This window comes from Amycolatopsis sp. NPDC004368 (assembly GCF_053602515.1).
On the sequence record NZ_JBSGDT010000032.1, the window covers coordinates 48,950 to 68,907 of the forward strand.

At 72.0% G+C, this 19,958-nt stretch carries 18 protein-coding genes; 9 read left to right on the plus strand and 9 right to left on the minus strand.

The window, feature by feature from the left end:
* Positions 1-81: 81 nt before the first annotated feature.
* Positions 82-996 (plus strand): serine/threonine dehydratase, encoded by a 915-nt coding sequence (locus tag ACWEOE_RS32865; protein ID WP_452016079.1) that lies wholly within the window; start codon positions 82-84, stop codon positions 994-996.
* Here the strand turns inward: ACWEOE_RS32865 and ACWEOE_RS32870 are convergent.
* From ACWEOE_RS32870 to ACWEOE_RS32880, 3 genes are all read right to left on the minus strand, one after another.
* Complete coding sequence (locus ACWEOE_RS32870) at positions 983-2,869, minus strand: glycosyltransferase family 39 protein (RefSeq protein ID WP_452016081.1); 1,887 nt, start codon at positions 2,867-2,869, stop codon at positions 983-985. The genes ACWEOE_RS32865 and ACWEOE_RS32870 overlap by 14 nt on opposite strands.
* Positions 2,870-2,957: 88 nt before the next feature.
* Positions 2,958-4,451, minus strand: a complete 1,494-nt coding sequence (locus tag ACWEOE_RS32875; protein ID WP_452016083.1) for a sensor histidine kinase — start codon at positions 4,449-4,451, stop codon at positions 2,958-2,960.
* Complete coding sequence (locus ACWEOE_RS32880) at positions 4,429-5,178, minus strand: response regulator transcription factor (RefSeq protein ID WP_285971785.1); 750 nt, start codon at positions 5,176-5,178, stop codon at positions 4,429-4,431. The genes ACWEOE_RS32875 and ACWEOE_RS32880 overlap by 23 nt, the downstream gene beginning before the upstream one ends.
* A 174-nt stretch (positions 5,179-5,352) precedes the next feature.
* Between ACWEOE_RS32880 and ACWEOE_RS32885 the strand changes: the two genes are divergently transcribed.
* From ACWEOE_RS32885 to ACWEOE_RS32900, 4 genes are all read left to right on the plus strand, one after another.
* Positions 5,353-5,967, plus strand: coding sequence for a hypothetical protein (locus tag ACWEOE_RS32885; RefSeq protein WP_452016085.1), 615 nt, complete (start codon positions 5,353-5,355; stop codon positions 5,965-5,967).
* A gap of 262 nt (positions 5,968-6,229) precedes the next feature.
* Positions 6,230-7,381, plus strand: a complete 1,152-nt coding sequence (locus ACWEOE_RS32890) for a sensor histidine kinase (RefSeq protein WP_452016087.1) — start codon at positions 6,230-6,232, stop codon at positions 7,379-7,381.
* Entirely contained in the window at positions 7,378-8,061 is a 684-nt protein-coding gene (locus tag ACWEOE_RS32895) for a response regulator (RefSeq protein ID WP_452016089.1), read from the plus strand. Before ACWEOE_RS32890 ends, ACWEOE_RS32895 begins: the two co-directional genes overlap by 4 nt.
* On the plus strand, positions 8,058-8,252 hold the full coding sequence (locus tag ACWEOE_RS32900; RefSeq protein ID WP_452016091.1) for a hypothetical protein: 195 nt from the start codon (positions 8,058-8,060) through the stop codon (positions 8,250-8,252). Before ACWEOE_RS32895 ends, ACWEOE_RS32900 begins: the two co-directional genes overlap by 4 nt.
* Position 8,253: 1 nt before the next feature.
* On the opposite strand, the gene ACWEOE_RS32905 is transcribed toward ACWEOE_RS32900, so the two are convergent.
* Positions 8,254-8,703 carry a nitroreductase family deazaflavin-dependent oxidoreductase gene (locus ACWEOE_RS32905; protein WP_452016092.1) on the minus strand — a complete coding sequence of 150 codons (450 nt, stop codon included), beginning with the start codon at positions 8,701-8,703 and terminating at the stop codon, positions 8,254-8,256.
* Positions 8,704-8,830: 127 nt separating this feature from the next.
* Here ACWEOE_RS32905 and ACWEOE_RS32910 point away from each other — a divergent pair, with 127 nt between their 5' ends.
* Positions 8,831-9,508: a TetR/AcrR family transcriptional regulator gene (locus ACWEOE_RS32910; RefSeq protein ID WP_452016094.1), complete on the plus strand. Its 678-nt coding sequence runs from the start codon at positions 8,831-8,833 to the stop codon at positions 9,506-9,508.
* A gap of 93 nt (positions 9,509-9,601) precedes the next feature.
* Positions 9,602-11,122: a 3-hydroxyacyl-CoA dehydrogenase gene (locus ACWEOE_RS32915; RefSeq protein WP_452016096.1), complete on the plus strand. Its 1,521-nt coding sequence runs from the start codon at positions 9,602-9,604 to the stop codon at positions 11,120-11,122.
* A 55-nt stretch (positions 11,123-11,177) separates the two neighbouring features.
* Here the strand turns inward: ACWEOE_RS32915 and ACWEOE_RS32920 are convergent, their stop codons facing one another.
* The 3 genes from ACWEOE_RS32920 to ACWEOE_RS32930 form a co-directional block, all read right to left on the minus strand.
* Entirely contained in the window at positions 11,178-11,624 is a 447-nt protein-coding gene (locus ACWEOE_RS32920; protein ID WP_452016098.1) for a cupin domain-containing protein, read from the minus strand.
* Positions 11,625-11,780: 156 nt separating this feature from the next.
* The gene (locus ACWEOE_RS32925) at positions 11,781-14,774 is read right to left on the minus strand and encodes a PQQ-dependent sugar dehydrogenase (RefSeq protein ID WP_452016100.1); all 2,994 of its coding nucleotides are present in this window, start codon (positions 14,772-14,774) and stop codon (positions 11,781-11,783) included.
* Between the two features lie 94 nt (positions 14,775-14,868).
* Entirely contained in the window at positions 14,869-15,537 is a 669-nt protein-coding gene (locus ACWEOE_RS32930) for a L,D-transpeptidase (RefSeq protein WP_452016102.1), read from the minus strand.
* Positions 15,538-15,762: 225 nt separating this feature from the next.
* Here ACWEOE_RS32930 and ACWEOE_RS32935 point away from each other — a divergent pair, with 225 nt between their 5' ends.
* Positions 15,763-16,275, plus strand: coding sequence for a hypothetical protein (locus ACWEOE_RS32935; protein ID WP_452016104.1), 513 nt, complete (start codon positions 15,763-15,765; stop codon positions 16,273-16,275).
* A 44-nt stretch (positions 16,276-16,319) separates the two neighbouring features.
* Here the strand turns inward: ACWEOE_RS32935 and ACWEOE_RS32940 are convergent, their stop codons facing one another.
* Together ACWEOE_RS32940 and ACWEOE_RS32945 are read right to left on the minus strand one after the other, a co-directional pair.
* Entirely contained in the window at positions 16,320-17,204 is an 885-nt protein-coding gene (locus ACWEOE_RS32940; protein WP_452016106.1) for a serine/threonine-protein kinase, read from the minus strand.
* Positions 17,205-17,213: 9 nt separating this feature from the next.
* Positions 17,214-18,977 carry an HsdM family class I SAM-dependent methyltransferase gene (locus ACWEOE_RS32945; protein WP_452016108.1) on the minus strand — a complete coding sequence of 588 codons (1,764 nt, stop codon included), beginning with the start codon at positions 18,975-18,977 and terminating at the stop codon, positions 17,214-17,216.
* Positions 18,978-19,054: 77 nt separating this feature from the next.
* Here ACWEOE_RS32945 and ACWEOE_RS32950 point away from each other — a divergent pair, with 77 nt between their 5' ends.
* On the plus strand, positions 19,055-19,804 hold the full coding sequence (locus tag ACWEOE_RS32950; protein ID WP_452016110.1) for a PP2C family protein-serine/threonine phosphatase: 750 nt from the start codon (positions 19,055-19,057) through the stop codon (positions 19,802-19,804).
* Positions 19,805-19,958: the final 154 nt, after the last annotated feature.

Below are 19,958 nucleotides of genomic sequence, written 5' to 3' on the forward strand. Positions count from 1 at the left end.
CTTCCGCGCGAGAGCTTAGCGACTGGCACAAGATCCCGACAACGCTTCGAGACCGCGTGTCCCAGGACGAAGATGGACGATATGAGCACACCACCGCGTACGCCGACCCCCGCCGACGTGGCCGCAGCCGCGAACCGCATCCGGCCACACGTTCGGAGGACGCCTCAGCTACGGACCGAGATCGACGGTCGGCCCGTGGTGCTCAAGCTCGAGCAGCTGCAGCGCAGTGGTTCGTTCAAGCTGCGCGGCGCCGTCAACGCCCTGCTGGCCGGGCCCACTCCGCGGAGGGTCGTCACGGCGTCGGGCGGCAACCACGGCCTCGGCGTCGCGACGGCCGCGCACGCGCTCGGCGTGCCCGCGGTCGTGTACGTGCCCGAGTCGGTGCCCTCCGCGAAGGCCGCCGGGATCGAGGCCGCGGGCGCGAAGCTGATCCGCCACGGCGCGACCTACGCCGAGGCGGCGGCCGCGGCGCTGGCCGTGGGCGACGAGCCCGGCACGCGCTACCTGCCCGCCTACGACGACCCCGACGTGGTCGCCGGCCAGGGCACGGTGACCGCCGAGATCGTCGCGGACGACCCGGACGTCGACGCCGTGGTGGTCGCCGTCGGCGGGGGCGGTCTGGCGGCCGGCACGGCGCTGGCCGCCAACCGCAGACGCGTGTTCGCCGTGGAGCCCGAGCGGTGCCAGGCGCTGCACGCCGCGCTGGAGGCCGGTCAGCCGGTGGACGTGGAGCTCGACTCCGTGGCCGCGTCGGCGCTGGGTGCGACCCGCGTGGGCGAAGTGCCCTTCCGGATCCTGAACGCCCCGAACGTCACGTCCGTGCTGGTCAGCGACGCGGAGCTGCTGGCCGCCCGCGACCGGCTGTGGGCCGAGTTCCGATTGGCCGTGGAGCCGGCCGCGGCGGTGCCGCTCGCGGCGTGGCTCGCCGGTCGCGTGCCCGCCGCGCTGCCGTGTTTCGTCCTCTGTGGAGCGAACGCGGGCGTTAGTTTTTCGTGAGGTCGTAGACGGTCGCGCCGCCGACGGTCGTCGCCGGGAAGTGCTGTTCGACCCACGTGGTGATCTGACCGGCGGTGCCGCGGCCGCCGCCGAACCCACCGCGGCCGCCGCCGATGAAGTAGTGGACCTGGCCGGCGCTCACGTACTGCTGGAACTGCGCGAGCGTCGGCGCCGGGTCGCTGCCGCTGAACCCGCCGATGGCCATCACCGGCTTGCCGCTGCTCAGCGCGAGTCCGGCCGACTGCATGGCACCGGTCTGCGCGGCGGCCCACTTCGTGGTGGTCGCCTGGAGAAGTCGATCAAGATCCACTGTGGACGCCTGCGTGGCGCGGCCGAAGCCGCCGCGGAACCCGCCCGCCCGCTGACCGGCCGGTCCCGACGACGGCGTGCCGCCGGTGTGCCCGGTCGAGGCCGTGGCGACGGTGAACGACGCCGTGCCCAGCAGCGCCGCCACGAGCCCCAGCGCGGCCACGACCGGCCCGGCGCGGCGCAGCGAATCGGCGCCGAAGAGCACGGCCGCGGTGCCGAGGGCGCCGAGCGCGAGCACGGTGAAGCGCAGCCACGGCTGCCACTCGGGCGTGCGTGAGAGCAGGAGGAACGCCCAGACCGCCGTGCTCGCGAGCATGAGCGCGAGCACCGCGCGCGGGCCGAAGTGGCCGCGGCCGCGCCACAGCTCGCGCGCCGCGATGCCCAGGGTCGCGGCGATTCCAGGGGCGAGCGCCACCGTGTAGTACGGGTGGATGATGCCGCTCATGTAGCTGAAGACCACGACGCTGACCACCGTCCAGCCGCCCCACAGCAGCAGCGCGGCCCGGGTGCGGTCGGTACGGGGAGCGCGGCGGGTGAACCACAGCCCGGCGACCAGCCCGATCACCGCGGCGGGCAGCAACCACGACGCCTCGCCGCCGAACTGCTCGGTGAACAGCCGCGTGAGGCCCGTCCCGCCGCCGAAGCCGCGGAAGCCGCCGGCCCGCTCGAGCAGGTCGGCGGGCAGGTTCGCGGTCAGCTCGGGGCGGGCGCCGCCGCCGGCGTGGCCCTGCCCGAAGATCCGGCCGAGGCCGTTGTAGCCGAAAGCCAGCTCCAGCACGCTGTTATCGGTCGAGCCACTGATGTAGGGCCGGTCAGCCGCGGGCCACAGCGCGACGGCGAGCACCCACCACCCGGCCGACACGAGCACCGCACCGGCCGCGGCGAGCAGCTGCCGGACGCGGCGGGCGAGTGAGGTCGGCGCGGCCACGGCGTAGGCGAGCACGAACGCCGGCAGCACCAGGAAGGCCTGCAGCATCTTGTCGAGGAACCCGAACCCGACGGCGACGCCCGCGAGCATCAGCCACTTCGTGCTCGCCTCCTCCAGCGCCCGCACCACGCAGTAGGCGCCGGCGACGAGCAGCAGCACGAGGAACGCGTCGGGGTTGTTGAAGCGGAACATCAGGGCCGCGACGGGCGTCAACGCGAGCGCCGAGCCCGCGAGCAGCCCGGCGCCGGGGCCCGAGAGCCGGCGCACGGCGAGGTAGAGGAGGCAGACGGACGCCACGCCCGCGAGCGCGTCGGGCACCAGCATGCTCCAGCTCGAGAAGCCGAAGAGGCGTCCCGAAAGTCCCATGACCCACAGTGAAAACGGGGGTTTGTCGACCGTGACCACGTTGCCCGGATCGAGCGAGCCGAAGAACCACGCCTGCCAGCTCTCAGTGCCGGCCTGCACGGCCATGGCGTAGAAATCGTTGCCCCAGCCTGAAATGGCGACGTCGGTGACATACAGCGCGGCCGTCGCGAGCAGGAGCACCGCGACCGCGGGCCGGACCCACCTCGGCCCGGCGGGCGGCGTCGGCGGGTCCACTGTGGTCGGTCCGGACGCGGTGAGGGCACTCGTCATGCGGTCATGCTCTGGACGTGGTTTGTGGCTGCCTTGTGGGTCCGCTGTGCGCGTCCTGTGAGAAATTCACGACTGGGTGAGAGCCGCGTCACGGAACTGGCGGGAACACGGCGACGAACTCCGTTCGACCGGGCGCGCTGAACACCGAAACACGGCCGCGGTGTGCGGCGACCACCGCGGCGACGATGGCCAGGCCGAGGCCGGTGCTGCCGGCCGCACGCGAGCGGGAGTTGTCGCCGCGGGCGAAGCGCTCGAACACCTCGGGCAGGATCTCCTGCGGAATGCCGGGGCCGTCGTCGAGCACCGACAGGCGGACCCAGCCGTCCTGAGTGGACAGAGCCGTGGTCACGGTGGTGCCGGGCGGGGTGTGGGTGCGGGCGTTGCCCAGCAGGTTGAGCACGACCTGGTGCAGCTGGCCCGCGTCACCGAGCACGCTGATCGGCTCGCCGGGCGCCTCGAGCCGCCACTTGTGGTCGGGGCCGGCCACGTGGGAGTCGGCCACGGCGTCGGCGACCAGGCGCGAGAGGTCCACCGGCTCGGGCACGACCGGGCGCCCGGCGTCGAGGCGCGCGAGCAGCAGCAGGTCCTCCACCAGCGTCGTCATGCGCGCCGACTCGGACTCGACGCGGCTCATGGCGAACGCGACGTCGGGCGGCACCTGCTCCTTGCTGCGCCGGGTGAGCTCGGCGTAGCCGCGGATGGCGGCCAATGGCGTGCGCAGCTCGTGGCTCGCGTCGGCGACGAACTGGCGCACGCGGCTTTCGCTGGCGTGGCGGGCTTTCAGCGCGTTGGCGATGTGGCCGAGCATGCGGTTGAGGGCGAAGCCGACCTTGCCCACCTCGGTGCGCGGGTCGGTGTCCACTTCGGGCACTCGCTCGGAAAGCGCGACCTCACCGCGGTCCAGCTGCAGCTCCGACACGCGTGACGCGGTGGCGGCGAGCCGGTCGAGCGGCGCCATGGTGCGCCGGATCGTGACGGCGCCGGCGACGCCCGCCACCAGGATGCCGCCGAGCGCCACGCCGCCGAAGATGAATCCCAGGCGCCACAACGTGTCCGAGACGTCAGCGAGCGGCAGGCCGACCACCGAGAAGTCCCCGCTGGGCGAGAACGACGCGATCACCCGGTACTCGCCGAGGTCGCCACCGAGGTCGATCGTGCGGCGGTGGCCGTCGGGCGGGAGGCCGAGCAGCATCTTCTGCTGGGCCGAGCTGACCGGTTCGAGCGGCGGTTTCGCCTTCGACGGCGGCGTCGGGCCGAAGTTCAGCACGGCCGCGCGGACCGTGCCGGCGTGGACCTGCACGGCGAGCGTGCCGTCGCCCTGGCCGAGCACACGCAGCGGGTCGGGTGGCGGTTTGTCGCCGTAGGGCCACTGTGGCCGGTCACCGCTGCGGAAGCCGCGGTCGGTGGCCGCGGCGAGGCGCTTGTCGAGCTGGCCCACGAGGAAGTCGTTGAGGGCGAGCTCGGTGACCACACCGACGACCAGGCAGACGAGCGCCAGCAACGCCGCGAGCTGCACGATCAGCCGGCGCCGCAGCGACCACGGCCGGTGCGCGCGGCGCTCAGCCGGCGGGTTTGAGGACATACCCCGCGCCACGCATCGTGTGGATCATGGGCTCGCGGTCGGCGTCGATCTTCTTGCGCAGGTAGGAGATGTAGAGCTCGACGATGTTGGCCTGGCCGCCGAAGTCGTAGCTCCACACGCGGTCGAGGATCTGGGCTTTGCTCAGCACGCGCTTGGGGTTGCGCATGAGGTAGCGCAGCAGCTCGAACTCCGTGGCGGTGAGCGGCACGAGGTCGCCGCCGCGGTGGACCTCGCGGCTGTCCTCGTCGAGCGTCAGGTCGCCGACCACGAGCTGCGACCCGCTGGCGCCGGTGACACCGTTGGCCCGCCGGAGCAGGGCCCGCAGCCGGAGCGCGACTTCTTCGAGGCTGAAGGGTTTGGTGACGTAGTCGTCGCCGCCCGCGGTGAGCCCGGCGATGCGGTCCTCGACGGCGTCCTTGGCCGTGAGGAACAGGACCGGCAGGAACGGCGCCTCGGCGCGCATGCGGCGCAGCACCTCGAGGCCGTCGAAGTCGGGCAGCATCACGTCGAGCACCACGGCGTCGGGGCGGAAGTCGCGTGCCACGCGCACGGCCTCCGTGCCGTCTCCCGCGCTGCGCACCTCCCAGCCCTCCATGCGCAGCGCCATCGCGACGAGCTCGGCCAGCGTCGACTCGTCGTCCACCACGAGTACCCGCACGGGGCTGCCGTCGGCGCGGCGCAGCTCGTCCTTGCCCCGGCCGGGCGACGTCGCGTTCATGCTGCTCATAGTGCCATCTTCGGGTCCGCTGTTCAGGCCGAGCTGTGGGGCGGCTGTGGGTTTCCTGTGCGCCGTTCGCCGGGCGCGCGGCACACAGCCTCAACCCACTCCGGACACAGCTCACACACAGCGGCGACCACGACGCTCGGTCCGACAGCCACCGTCTCCCGGAGGACTTTCGCCATGACGACCGATCCAGCACAGGGCGCCACGTGGGGCGCGCCTGGCGGTGAGCCACCGGCCACCCCGAAGAAGTCGTGGTCGGGCCGCAAAACGGCCATCGCCGCGGGCGTCGCGGTGGTCATCGCCGTCGGCGGCGGCCTCGCGATCTGGGCCGGCACGAGCGCCAATGACGCTTCGGCCCAGCAGTCCCCCGGCAGCCCGGGTGGGCCAGGCGGCTTCCGCGGCGGCCAGGGCTTCGGCGGCCAACGCGGCCCGGGCGCCTTCGGCGGCGCCGCCGCCCTCCGCAACGCCCTCCACGGCGACTTCGTCGTCACCGCCCCCACCGGCGGCTACACCACCGAACGCCTCCAGACCGGCGCCATCACGGAGATCAGCGCCACCTCCGTCACGCTGACCAGCAAGGACGGCTACAAGCAGACCTACGTTTTGGACGCCTCCACCCAGAAACCCACCACCACCCCGAAAACCGGCGACAACGTCACCGTCCTCGCCAAACTCGACGGCGCCACCGCCACCGCCACCTCCCTCGAGCCCGCCACCACGGCCACCCGCCCGACCCAACCTGGCACCGGCGGCCAACCCGGCCAGGGACGTCGTCGATACGGCAACAACTGACGCCCGGGTCCCCCTGCCGGCGCCCCGTCCCGACCACCACCGGGACGGGGCGCCGGCGCGGTTGAGACCTTCGTGCGACCGGTTCCCTCGCGCACACAAGCCGGCGCGACCGGACCTCTCGCACGGCGGGCTCGACCTGACCAGTCCTCTCGCACCACCCGCCCGCCGCGAGCGGTCCCCAAAACCCCGAACAACCCAGCCAACCGTGCGGCCCCTCCCCCAAACCGCCCCACAACCCCACCCCCCTGCGTAGGTTGACCCCGTGCGCGACATCAGCAGCTCACTGGCACGGCAAGCCCTGCTCGTCGCCCTGGTCTGTCTGGTCTGTGACGTCGCTCTGTTCTCCCTGCGCGGGCCGCTCCCCGAGGCCGGTTGGCGGGGCTGGGTGGTTTTGGCCGGGGCGGTGGTCGTCGACGGGGCGCTCGCCGGAGCGGCGCGGTACGCCGGCTGGGTGGCGGGGGCGCATGCCGTCCTCTTCGCCGCCGCGCCCTTGCTGTTGTGTACGTGCACCGGGTTCGTCGTGGGCAACAACGCGGGCATTCTCGTGGCCGGGTACCGGGCCGGGGCGTGGCTCCGGACCGGCCCGGCGGTGGCCGCGCTCGCAGCGATGCTGGTGGGTGTAGGGGCGAGTGAGCTGTTCGGGGGTGGCCGGGGGGCGAACCCGGCGTTGATCGGGGTGAGCATGGCGGTCTCGGCGTTGCTGCCGTGGCTCGTCGGGCGGTACACGACGGCCCGAGGCGCCTACATAGCCGACCTCGAGCGCGAAGCGGAAACCCGCCAACGGCACGAAGCCGAAGCCGTCCGGCGCGCGGTGCAGGAGGAGCGCGAGACGATCGCCCGTGATCTGCACGACGTGATCTCCCACCACGTCAGCGCGATCGGCGTCCACGCGGGCGCGGCCCGGCTCGGATTGCCGGCCGGTGACGGGGCGATCCACAAGTCCCTCGGCGCCGTCGAGTCCGCGAGCCGCTCGGCGATGGCCGACCTGCGCCGGCTGCTGGACCTGCTGCACGCGCGCGGCGACGAAGCCGCCCAGCCGGGGCTCGACAACCTCGACGAGCTGCTCGGCACCGTCCGCGCCGCCGGGTTGCCCGTGCGCCTCACGGTGCAGGGCGACGTCCGCGAAATCCCCGGCTCACTCGACGTCGCCCTCTACCGCATCGCGCAGGAAGCCCTCACCAACGCCCTGCGCCACGGCACCGGCCTCGTCGAGGTCGAGCTGGACCACCGGCGCACGGAGATCGTCCTCACCGTCACCAACGAGGCCGGCGAACCCCCGCCCCCACGCGACGGCGCCCGCCGCGGACTCGCCGGGATCCGCCGGCGCGTGGCGCTCTTCGGCGGCGAAGTCACCTACGGCCGCCGCGAAAACACCTGGCAGGTCAAAGCTCATTTCCCCCTGGAGGTCGCATGATCCGCGTGCTGCTCGCCGACGACCACGCGATGTTCCGCTCCGGCATGCGCGCCCTCCTCGACACGCAGGCCGACTTCGAGTGCGTCGGCGAAGCGGCCGACGGGCGCGAAGCCGTGGCCGAGACCCAGCGCCTCCAGCCGGACGTCGCGGTGCTCGACGTGCGCATGCCGCGCCTCGACGGCCTCGCCGCCACCGAGGCCATCCTCACCACCCCCGGCAACGACACCCGCGTGCGGGTCCTGACCACCTACGACGCCGACGAGTACGTCTACCGCGCCCTGCGCGCCGGCGCCAGCGGCTTCCTGCTCAAGAGCCTCGCGCCCGAGGAGCTGGTGGCTGCGCTGCGCGTCGCGGCGCGGGGGGACGCGTTGATCGACCCGTCGGTCACGCGCCGGCTCATCGCGCACTTCGCCACCAGCCTCGAACCCCGCGCCGCCGAGCCGCCGGAGCTCGCGCGGCTCACGTCCCGCGAGCGCGAAGTGCTGCTGCTCATCGCCGACGCGCGGAGCAACGCCGAGATCGCACGCCGGCTTCACGTCGGCGAGGAGACTGTGAAGACGCACGTCTCGCGCGTGCTCGCGAAGCTCGGCCTGCGCGACCGCGTGCACGCCGTGGTCTACGCCTACCGCAACGACCTCGTCGCGAAGACCACCACGGAAAACCTAGGAGGAACCCGGTGAAACGCTGGATCACGCTGGCCGTCGGCGCGGTGCTGGTGCTGGTGGGAGCCGTCTGGATCCTGCAGGGCGCCGGCGTGATCACCGGCAGTTTCATGACCGGGCAGAAGCTGTGGTTCCTGATCGGGCTGGTCGCGTTCCTGGTCGGCGTCGTGGCCATCGCCGCCACAGCTCGGCGAACCACGAGGAAGTGACTCAGGCCGGCAGCAGCTCGAAAACCGGGTAGCCCGGCGCGATCTCGAGCAGCTTCTCCTCCGGCGCCTTGGCGTCCACACCGTCGAAGAACACACCGACCTCGAACTTCCAGCGCTTCAGGTACGCGCGCAGCAGCACGGGCTTCTCGTCGTCGGCCAGCTCGCGGTACTTGAAACCCTCCACCCGCTTGCCGACCCGCAGCTGCCCTTCGCCGGCCACACGCAGGTTGCGCACCCACTGCGTCTCGCCGCGCGGCGCGACGAGGTAGCGGCCGCCCTCGAACGGCAAGAGGTTCACCGGCACCTCGCGGATCTCGCCGGTCTTGCGGCCCCGCACCATCAGCACGCGGCTGCCCAGCACGCTCACCCCCATCTTGGTGAGCCGCTGCACGAAGTTGTTGAACGCGTCGGTGGCCTTGGCGGGCTCGAGGTAGCGCTTTTCGGTGTTCACGACGTGCCTCCCAGCTGATTCGAGAGCGGTGCTCTCCGTTGAGATCAGTGAACACCACGGCGCACATCCCGTCAAGAGCAGTGCTCTCTATTTTGTGCGACGCTCTCGAAGTGGCACACTTGTCCTCATGACCGCCACCAAGACCGCCCGCGAACGCGCCCGCGCCGAGCTGACGCGGGAGATCAAGGACGAGGCCCGCCGGCAGCTGGGTGAGGTCGGCGCGCACGGCCTGTCCCTGCGCGCCGTCGCGCGTGAGCTCGGCATGGTCTCCTCGGCACTCTACCGCTACTTCCCCAGCCGCGACCGGCTGCTCACCGACCTGATCATCGATGCCTACGATGCCGTTGGCGAGGCCGCGGAGAAGGCCGACCCGGGCGACGGCGACCCGCGCACGCGCTGGCAGGCCGTGTGGCAGGCGACCCGCGCGTGGGCCAAGGCGCACCCGCACGAGTACGCGTTGATCTACGGCTCACCGATCCCCGGTTACGAGGCACCGCGCGACACGATCGTGCCCGCCGCGCGCGTCGCGCTGGCGCTCGCGAAGGTGCTGCGCGAGGCCGACCCGCACGAGCCGGCCGTCACGGCGCCGATGTCGGCGGAGCTGCGCGTGCAGGCCGAGGGGCTCGCCACGGAGCTGGGCGCGCACGCGCCGGCCGAGGTCGTGACGCGGCTGATCGGCGCGTGGACGCAGCTGTTCGGCGCGATCAGCTTCGAGCTGTTCGGCCAGTACGTGGGCAGCGTCGACCCGTCCGACGCCTACTTCGAGCACCTCACCGGGCAGATGGCCGATTTCGTCGGGCTGTGAACCACGCTGTGAAGTACCCCTCCTGAGTCGGTTCACGGGCCGCGTGGAGGCGGTACGTTCGCCGTGACGACTTCGTGGGGAAGGTGGTTCGACGTGGCGGGATGGGCCGAGCGGGTCAGCAGGGTGCGGGTGGTCGGCACCGGTGTGATGGGGCGCGGCATCGCCCAGCTGGCCGCGACCGGAGGTGTCACAGTGGAGCTGGCCGACCTCGACACCGACGCGGTGCGCTCCGCGCTGGACCACGCGCACGGCATGATCGACAAACTGGTCGGCAAGGGCCGGCTGTCCGAGGAAGACGGTCGCGCGGCCAAGGAACGCCTCGTGATGGTCGACGCGCCGTCGTCCCCGGCCGGCGACGTCGACCTCGTGATCGAGGCCGTGCGCGAAGACCTCGAAGCCAAGCGCGTGCTGTTCGGCAAGCTCGAGCAGGTCGCCGGGCCGGACACGGTCTTCGCCACCAACACCAGCTCGCTGTCGGTCACGCAGATCGCCGCGGGCCTGAGCGACCCGGCCCGGGTCATCGGCCTGCACTTTTTCAACCCCGTGCCGCTGATGCGGCTGGTCGAGGTGGTCCCCGGCGTCCGCACGGCGGAATGGCTGCCCGACGAAGCGCTGAAGCTGGTGCGCCGGTGGGGCCACGAACCCGTGCTCGCCAAGGACGCGCCGGGTTTCCTGGTCAACCACGCCGGGCGTGGCCTCAACACAGAGGCGCTGCAGATCCTGTCCGAGTCGCTGGCCGAACCGGCGGACGTCGACCGCATCGCGCGGGACGTGCTGGGGCTGCGGCTCGGACCGTTCGAGCTGCTCGACCTCACCGGCCTCGACGTGTCCCACGCCGTACTCGAAAGCATCTGGAGCGGTTTCCACGCCGAGCCGCGGCTGCGGCCGTCCTGGCTCACGCGCCCGCGGGTGGCGGCCGGGCTGTTCGGCCGCAAGAACGGCGTGGGCTTCTACTCCTACGTCGACGGCAAGCAGGAGGTCGCGCCCGAGCCGGCCGCACCGCCCGCCCCGATCAAGCCCGTGTTCACGGCCGACGAACGCCTCGGCCGGTACCTGACCGCCGCCGGCGTGCAGGTCGTGGCCGACGCGTACCCCGACGCGGTGCTGCTCGTCGCCCAGCGCGGTGAGTCCACTTTGGACGCCGCCGCTCGTGAAGGACTACCCGCCGCTCGGGTCTGCGGTGTGGACGCGCTGGGCGGTTACGAAGGCCGCCTGACCATGTCCGTCCACCCTGGACTCGATCCCGCCGCCGGACGCGCCGCGTGGGGTGCCCTCGCCGCGACGGGCCGCCCGGTGACCATCGTCCAGGACGGTCCCGCGCCCATCGCGCAACGCCTGCTGGCGTCCATTGTGAACACCGCGTGCGCCATCGCCGCCCAGAACCTCGCCGAACCGGCCGACATCGACACCGCCGTCCGCCTCGGCCTCGGGTACCCGCGCGGCCCGCTCGAATGGGGCGACCTCGTGGGGCCGGACAAGGTGCTGCGGGTCCTCAGCGGACTCTTCCAGTCCACAGGGGACCCGCGGTACCGGCCGAGCAGCTGGCTCACCGAGCGCGTGGCACTCGGCCTGCCGCTCACCGCGAAGGGCACTCGGCCGGCCGACCTGCTCTGAACGCCGAGGTCAGGGGCGCCCCCCGACGTGGTGTCCCTGACCTCGGCGTTCGTGTTCAGTCGAAGCTGCAGCCCGGGTTCGGCGCGTCGTCCGACAGCGGCACGCCCGTGGGCACGACGTAGAGAACCATGAGCACCATCGGTGTGGTGCCCTCGTTGCGTCCCTCGTGGACGTGGTCGTCTCCGGCGGGATCCGTGACGGCGTCACCCGCGTGGTAGACCCCGTCGACGGCGCAGCTGGAGTCGTAGTGCGTCAGCGTTCCGGACAGAACCCATCCGCGGACCATGTTGCGGTGGGTGTGCCAGCCGGTGGTGCCGGGCTCGCCCGCGGAACCGGGGCCGAGCGTGAGCTTGCGAAGCAGGTAGTCGGTGTTGCCCACCGTCCACTTGGCCACGTCGACGGAGGCGGCATCCCGGGCGGGAGTGGCCGACGCGACAGCCGGGGTGAACAACGCGGTGAGGGCGGCAACGCCGGCGACGGCGGCCAAGGCGAACTTGCGCATGGAAGACCTCTCTCGTGATCTTCCGCGAAGTTACCCCACGAGCCCTTGTCTGAAAGTTCCTTACTTCACGAACTTGCGGGCATTTCCCACGCTTCGGAACGCCACAATGGACAGATCACCCACGCCACTGCTCCCGGCGTGGGTGATCTCCACCACTCACCAGCGCCGGTCCACCGTGCCGCCCGACGGCGTCCACACGATGTACCCGCCCTGGAAATCACTGCGATAACCGGCGCCCCAGCGGTACTCGTCGGATGTCGGCAGGCCCAGGTACGACTTCTCCCAATCGAGCGCGCTCCAGCGCTTGCGGATCTCGCCCTTCACGTTGTGCGCACCGGTCGCCGGGCTCCAGTAGACGGAGGCGTTGCCGGTGAAGTGGTTGTACCGCGCGGCACCGTTGGGGGTCGAGGTCTCGTCCGTGGTCGGGTAGCCGAATCCGCGCTCCCAGCCGTACGCGGCCCACTTCTGCTTGATCGCGCCACCGATCTCGTGGGCGCCGGTCGACGGTGTCCAGTAGACCGACGCGCCGGAGGTGAAGTGGTTGTAGCGGCCGACGCCGTCGGGCGTCACGGACTCGTCCGTGGCCGGGTAGCCCAGCCCGCGTTCCCAGTCGTAGGCGGCCCACTTCTGCTTGATCGCGCCGCCGATCTGGTGCGCGCCCGTGGCCACGGTGTAGTAGATCGAGCCGCCGCCGCTGAAGTGGTTGTAGCGGCCCACGCCGTCGGGTGTGGCGGCCTCGTCGTTGATCGGGTAACCCATGGTCTTTTCCCAGCCCAGCGCCGCCCACTTCGCGCGGATCAGCCCCTGGATCGTGTGGGCTCCGGACGAGGGTGACCAGTAGATCGATGCCGCCAGGGTGCCGGGCGTGCCCTGCAAGTGGTTGAAGCGCCCGACGCCGTCGGGGGTCCGCGTCTCGTCGGTCACCGGCGGCCCGTAAGCCTGGGGCCCGCCGATCGCCAGGTACTCGGCGAGGATCTGGCCGCCGATCTCCTTCACGCCGGTCGCCGCGCTCCAGTACAGGCGGGCGTTGGCGTACGGGCGGTAGCGCACCGGGCCGTCGACCACCTCGGGGCCGGTCGGCGCGCCGATCAGCGTGCGCAGCGCGGGTTCCGCGGCGTAGCGCTGGTCGATCGCGGTGGCGTAGTTCGCGGTCAGCGTCGTGTCGCTCGCGCCGACGGTGATCGACCACGACGCCGTGGCCGGCCCGTCCTGCCAGCCGGTGAACTTCGACGCGCCGTCGCTGCCCAGCGGCGCCGCGGTGACGTCGAACGTCGCGCCTTCGGTGACCATCGCGCTGCTCACGCCGCCCTCGCTGGGAATGCTGAGCGCGGCCGGCTGCGTGCCCACCAGCGTGAGCCGGTGCTGGCGCGGCATCGCGACGTAGGTCTCGCTCGCCTTCACCCCGGCGCTGTCGGTCACCGTCGCGGTGAACTCCATGCGCGAGTCGGTGTGGTCGGTGAACGGCACGGAGATCACCGGTCCCGTCGCGCCGTCGTCCGGGTGCACGTGGCACGCGCCGAGGTCCGGGCAGTGCCGGATCAACGACGTCCAGGTGACCGGCAGGGTGCCGTCCTCGGCGTCGGTGGCCGTCGCGGTGATCTGCACCGGCTCACCGACGGCGAACGTCTTGTCCGGAGTGGACAGCCGCAGGTCCGGCGAGTGGTTGCCCGGCGCGACCGCGACCGTCGTGGTTCCCCTGGCGCCCAGGGGGTCCTGCACGGTCAGCTGGGCTGTGAACGAGGCTCCCGTGCCGTACTGGTGGCTCGCCGTCGGCCCGGACGCGGTGGTGCCGTCACCGAATTCCCAGGTGTAGGTGAGGGCGTCGCCGTCGAAGTCGTAGGAATCGGTGCCGTCGAAGGAAACCGTGCGCGTGTCGGGGTCCGTCGACGACGTCGCCACGGCGACCGGAGCCGCGTTGTTCGTCGAGTAGCTCAGGCGGCGCAGGCGGCCGCCGTTGAGGTCGGCGAACACGATGTCACCGTTGGGTGCCGAGGAGATCCTCGTGACCCCGCCGATGTTCGCGAACGGCGGCGGGTTCACCGGCGCCTGGGTGAGGGCGCCCTGCGCGTTGTACTTGAGCGTCCACATCTTCTGGCCCGCGTAGTCACCGAAGAAGTACGCGCCCTGATACGCAGCGGGATAAGTCGTTCCACTGTAGACAATGCCGCCGGTGATGCTGTTGCCGTTCGCCGGACCCTCGCCGTGCTGGTGCTCCCACAGCGGTGGCGTGTTCACGACGCGGGCGCAGCGCGCGTCGGTGCTGTAGCCGGGCGTCGGGTGGTTGCCCTCCCAGCAGGGCCACGCCAGGTTCGCGCCCGGCTGCACCACGTCGACCTCTTCCCAGAGGTACCAGCCGACGTCACCCACCACGGGCAGGCCGCTCTTCGGGTCGAGCGTGAAGCGGAACGGGTTGCGGAAGCCGCTCGCGAACACCTTGCTGCGCGTGGCATCGGGCGCCGAAGCGCTGTAGTACGGGTTGCTCGCCACTCCCTTGCCGTCCTGCGTGATGTGCAGGATCTTGCCGGACGGCGAGTCGAGGTCCTGCGCCGCGAAGGCGACCTCGTTGGTCTTGCCCGCGTCGCCGTTGTCGCCGACGGAGTACCACAGCGTGCCGTCGGGCGCCGGGATCACGGTGTCGAGGCCGTGGATGTAGAAGGCGCTGCCGGGCAGCTCGAAGAGCACCTTTTCGCTGCTCAACGCGGTGGGGTGCCCGTCGCTGTCGAGGCTCACGGTGAAGCGCGCGGCGCGCAGCACGTACCGGCCGCCACCCGTGCTCACGGCGCGGTTGAGGTAGAGCTGGTGCGAGGTGGTGTAGTCCTGGGCGAGCGCGATGCTCGTGAGCCCCATGTCACCCTGCGTCTCGACCGGGAAGCTCGCGATCTGCACCGGCGCGCCCGACCCGTCGGTGGGGACCCAGTTCACGACCCCGCTCTTGCCCAGCGCCAGCACGCTGTCGTCGGGCAGCCAGGCGAAGTCGGTGAAGTCGTACGGAGAAAGCCCCGTGGGCGTGTCCCGCAGGACGAACCCCGCCGGCAGCGTCGGTGTCCCGTCGTCAGCCGCGGCGGCCGCGGTGGTGATCGGAACGAGCGCCACGGCCAGCACGGCGGCCGTGAGGAGCGAGCGGAGCTTGGTGAGCGTCTTGCGGGCCATGCAGAGATCCCCTTCCCGAGTGATCTGTAATCGCTCGAAAAGGGGACCTCATTGCGGCGATCGGGTGATATTTACCCGAACGTGATCGTTTCGGTCAGGGCACGACCTGCACCACATCACCGACGTGCAGGGTGTTGTAGAACTTCAGCGACGAAGACGCCGAAAGGTGCACGCAGCCGTGCGAGTACGTGCTGAGGCTGCCCTGGTGGAAAGCGTCGCCGGGGTAGAAGAAGACCGAGTTGGGCATCGGCGCGTTGTCGAACTCGCGGCTGTAGTGCATCTTTTCCTTCGACAGCACGTGGAACGAGCCCGTCGGGGTCACGTTGCCCTTGCGCCCCGGCAGCATGGCGACGGGGCCGTAGATGATCTTGCCGTCCTGCAGCAGCCACGCCTTGTGTGCCGAGAGGTCCACACACGCGGCCGTGCCCGACGCGGCGGCGGCCTTGGCGCACGGCACGTCGGCCGTCCGGGTCACCGGCGGCTTCGGCTTGGTCGTGGGCGCCTTCGGCTTGGTGGTCGGCGGTTTGGTGGTCGGCGGCTTGGTCTTGGTGGTGGGCGAGCTCGTGGTGGCCGGGGCGCTGCTCGTGATCGCGGGCGCGCTGCTCGACGTGGCCGCCGAGGTCGTCGGGGCGCCACCGCCGCCGGCGCCCGCCGCGACCGCGCCACCACCGGTCACCGGGGCGGGCGCCGAGCCGCCGCCCGAGCACGCGGCGAGCGCGAACGCACTGGCCACGGCCGCGATCCCCACCAGAAGCCTCTTCACGATCCGGTACCCCCACGCCATTCGAAGTCGGTCGAACTTGTCACGGGGATAGACGACCGTCGCCCCGCGCGGGTTGCGGGTCGAATGTCACGAATTCGGTACAGCCTCCACCCCGGCGTCCACCCGGGGGTGGACTCGGCGATCCACCCGAAACCCGCCCGGGAGCCGACGAATCCGCTGGCCGAAAAGACGAACCTGGGTGTCACCACCGACCAAGGAGTCCCCGTGAACTTCGGCCCGCTCACCATCGTCGTCTACGTCGCCCTCGCGGCCCTCGTTCTCTACCGCGTCGTCTACAAGCAGCTGCGCGGCACGCTGCTGAGCCGCAAGTCGCTGATCACGATGCCGCTCGTGCTCACCCTGATCGGCGTGGTCACCGTCGCCGACGCCCTGCCGAAGGCGAACACCGGCGAGCTCGCGCTGCTCGGCGCGGACATCGTGGTGCTGGTCGTGCTCGGCCTGGCCCGCAGCGCGAGCACCTCGCTCACCGCCCGCGGCACCACGACCTTCCAGAAGGGTTCGGCGCTCACGCTCGTGCTGTGGCTCGCCACGATCGGCGCCCGCGTCGGCTTCGGGTTCCTCGGCGGGTACCTCGGTATCGACGGCAGTCTCACCTCGGCGTCGATCATGCTGACGCTGGGCCTGAGCATCGGGGTGCAGAACGCGCTCACCTACCACCGCATCCAACAGCGCGGTCTGCCGCTCGCCGAGCAGAGCCGGCCGGCGGTGCGTGCCTGACGCACGGCGAACCACTCCCGGTCCCCCTGCGGGCCGGGATTTCGTCATCCCCCGACCTGGGCCATCACGCGGGCGTACATCCGCGCGGGGCTCGGCGCCGGGTGCAGGAAGCCGGGCAGCGGCGGCAGGTCGCGCACGAACGGGCCGAGGTGGGCGAACAGCTCGTCGGCGCCGGCCGGGCGGTGCGCCGGGTCCTTCGCCAGCGTCGCGGCGAGCAGGGCGTTGAGCGCGGCGGGCACGCCGGCGACGGCGGGCGGCGCGTCCTTCACCTGCTTCTCGAACACGGCGTACGCGGTGGGCCCGGTGAACAGCTGGCGGCCGGTGAGCATCTCGTGCAGCGCGCAGCCCAGCGCGTACAGGTCACTTCGCGGCTCGGCGAGGCCCCGCTGGATCTGCTCTGGCGCCATGTACGACGGCGTCCCCAGCAGCTGGCCGGCGCGCGTGAAGCGGGCGACGTCGGCTTCACGCAGCACAGCGAGGCCGAAGTCGAGCACCTTCACGCTGCCGTCGGGGCAGAGCATGAGGTTGGCGGGCTTGAGGTCGCGGTGGCAGACGGACCTGGCGTGGGCGGCCGAGAGCACGGCTGCCGTCTGGGCCGCGATCGCCGCCGCCCACGGCACCGGCAGCGGGCCGTGCTCGGCGAGCAGGTCGGCGACCGAGACGCCTTCAACGAACTGCATGACCTGGAACAACCGGTCGTCGTGGGTGCCGAAGTCGTAGAGCGTGGGCACGCCCGGGTGGTCGATCGTGGCGAGGATGCGGGCTTCGCGGGCGAAGCGCTCTTCGAGTTCTTCGTCGCGGCCGGGCAGGCGCAACAGCTTGATGGCGACGCGGCGGTCGAGGTGCCGGTCGTGTCCGCGGTGCACCGCGCCCATCCCGCCGCGGCCCAGCGGCAGCTCGTCGACCTCGTAGCGATCGGCGATCAGCATGGGTTCCCTTCAGGCGCCGGGCCGCAGCCGTCCTTCGGCGAGCGCCGCAAAGCCTAGCCGCACCAGGTCACGGCCGATTTCAGCCGTCTCCCGCAGGGCCCGGTCGAACTCGGCGAGCGCGCGGAACGCGGCGCCGTACGAGCGTTGCTCGGCCAGCGGGTAGCGCGGCACCCTCAGACGGCGCGCGTCGATGCGGGTCGACGCGCTGTGCACCGGGAAGTCGGCTGCGCGCAGGCAGCCGGCGAGGAACTCGGCGTCGAGGCGCGCGGGATCCACGCGGTAGAGCGAAAGTGCGCCGCCGAGCCGCACCGGTGGTCCACTGTGGACTTTGACGGCACCCGTGACCGAGGCGATCACGTCGCCCTCACGGGCGATCACGGCCGCGTCGTCGGGAGCGGCGTAGCCGGTGGGGCCGCGGCCGGCCAGCACGTCGTCGGGGGTGAGCACGAGTTCGTCGCCGTCGCCGGTGCGCGCGGGGGCGTGGTGGATCTCGAGCGCGCCGGCCTTCACGAGCTCGCCGACGGTGGTGTGCGGCGGTTCCTCACCGGCGGGTGCCAGTGGCGGGAGCTCGAGGCCGACGCGGCCGAAAAGCCGTTGCGCGGCAAGGAAAGCCTGGCCAGGGTCCTCGCGCGCGGTGCGGCGCTGGGCCGGGGCGAGGTCGACGTCGTCGTCGAGGAGGTCGATGATGCGCTCGCCGGTGCCGTGGTCGAGGTGGTCGCGCCAGAGGGCCTCGGCTTCGTCGACGGTGGTCTCGGCGAGCAGGACCGTGGCGGGCGCGCGGGTCCCGGGCTCGGGTCTCGTGAGCAGCCACAGGTCGGTGCCGGGGGCGAGCGTGAGCACGGCGCGCAGGGCGCCCGCGCGCAGGAGGTTCGCGCGGATGCGCTTGCCGCTGCGCCGGCCGGCGGCGGCGCCGGGCATGAGGATGGCGACGGTGCCGCCGGGTTTCACCCGCGCGAGGCAGTGTTGCACCCAGGCGAGCTCCGATTCGCCGCGCGGGGGCAGGCCGTACTCCCAGCGCGGGTCGCCGACGAGCTCCTCGTGGCCCCACGTGCGTTCGTTGAACGGCGGGTCGCAGAGGACGACGTCGGCGTGCCGCCCGGTGAAGGCGTCTTCGCGCAGGGAGTCGCCGGCGTGGATTTCGGTGTCGACGCCGTGCAGGCGCAGGCGGAGCGCGGCGATGCGGGCGGTGGTGGGGTCGCTGTCCTGGCCCTGCACGTGGGCGTGCTTGGTTTCGAGCAGCAGGGAGCCGAAGCCGCACGCCGGGTCGAGCACGGTGGGCCCGGTCGTGGTTCCGTTCGCGGTCCCGTTCGCGCCGGTGAGGCGGACGAGCAGGCTCGCATATGCGGGCGCGGTAGGGGAGACGCGGCGGGCGTGGGCTTCGAAGTAGCGTTCGCAGAGCTGCTCGAACGTCCAGGCCGCGCCGCTTTTCGTGGCGACCTCGGTGAGCCGGGTGAGCAGCTCGGGATCCTGGTCGTGCTCTGCGGCGTGGGCGAGGTAGGCACCGGCATCGGCGACGCGTTCGCCCAGGTCGAGGTCGTCGCCGAGGGCGCGCAGGCGCTGCCAGGCCTGGTCGATCGGCGCGAGCTCGACGGGCCGGCCGCGGCCGCTCAGCCACTCCTGCACGGCGGGCAGCGAGAACAGCGGGCTGGACGCGGTGCCGCCGACCGGCCGTGGGAAGTCTTCGTGGCGGCGCCGCCAGTTGCTCACCGCGGCGCGGCGCACCCCGGCGAGCCGGGCGATGTCGGCGGCGCTGACCGTCGCGGTGTCGTCCATGGCCAGCACGATAGCTGATGACTGGAGTTTCCCGCGTTTTGCTTGTTAACTCAATCAACCAATGGTTTCATGGTGGCATGGTCACCAACCAGACCCGGTTCACCCTGCGCTACGCCGCGGGCTCCGACACCGGGCGACGACGCTCGATCAACGAGGACTCCGTCTACGCCAGCGGACGCCTGCTCGCCGTGGCCGACGGTATCGGTGGTCAGCCCTACGGGGAAGTGGCCAGTGCCACCGCGGTCGGCGTGCTCGCGAGCCTGGACGGCGAACTGCGCTCGCTCGACCTCACGTCGATCGACCTGCAGAGCACCCTCGCCGACGGCGTGCGGCGCGTCGGCGAACGCCTCGCCGAGGTCGCCGAGCAGGACCCGGCCACGCGCGGCATGGGCACCACGCTCACCACCCTGCTCTTCGACGGCACCCGCTTCGCCGCCGCCCACATCGGCGACTCCCGCGGCTACCTGCTGCGCGACGGCGAACTGCACCGCCTCACCCGCGACCACACCCTCGTCCAGGCCCTCGTCGAGGACGGCCGCATCTCCCAGGCCGACGCGATCGACCACCCGCGCCGCTCGCTGCTCATGAAGGCCCTCCAGAGCACCGGCTCGGGCGACCCCGACGTCTGGGAGTTCATCCCCGCCGAGGGCGACCGCCTGCTGCTCTGCTCCGACGGCCTCACCGCCGGCGCCGGCGAACCCGCCATCGCCGAAACCCTCGCCACCGGCACCCCCGGCGAAGCCGTCCCGGCGCTCATCACCCTCGCCAACGACGGCGGCGGCCCGGACAACATCACCATCGTCGTGGCGGACGTCGTCCCGGCTTGACCCCTCCGCAGTTCGGCTCTCCGGCCCACCGGGGCAGGACTCGGCAGACGTGTCCCACCGCCGCGCCGCGGCCGCACCGTTTCCCGGTGTCGCGCACGCCGACGTCGTCGAGCTGATCTCCGGCACGCTTCCCCAGCGTGCACCGCGCGACCCC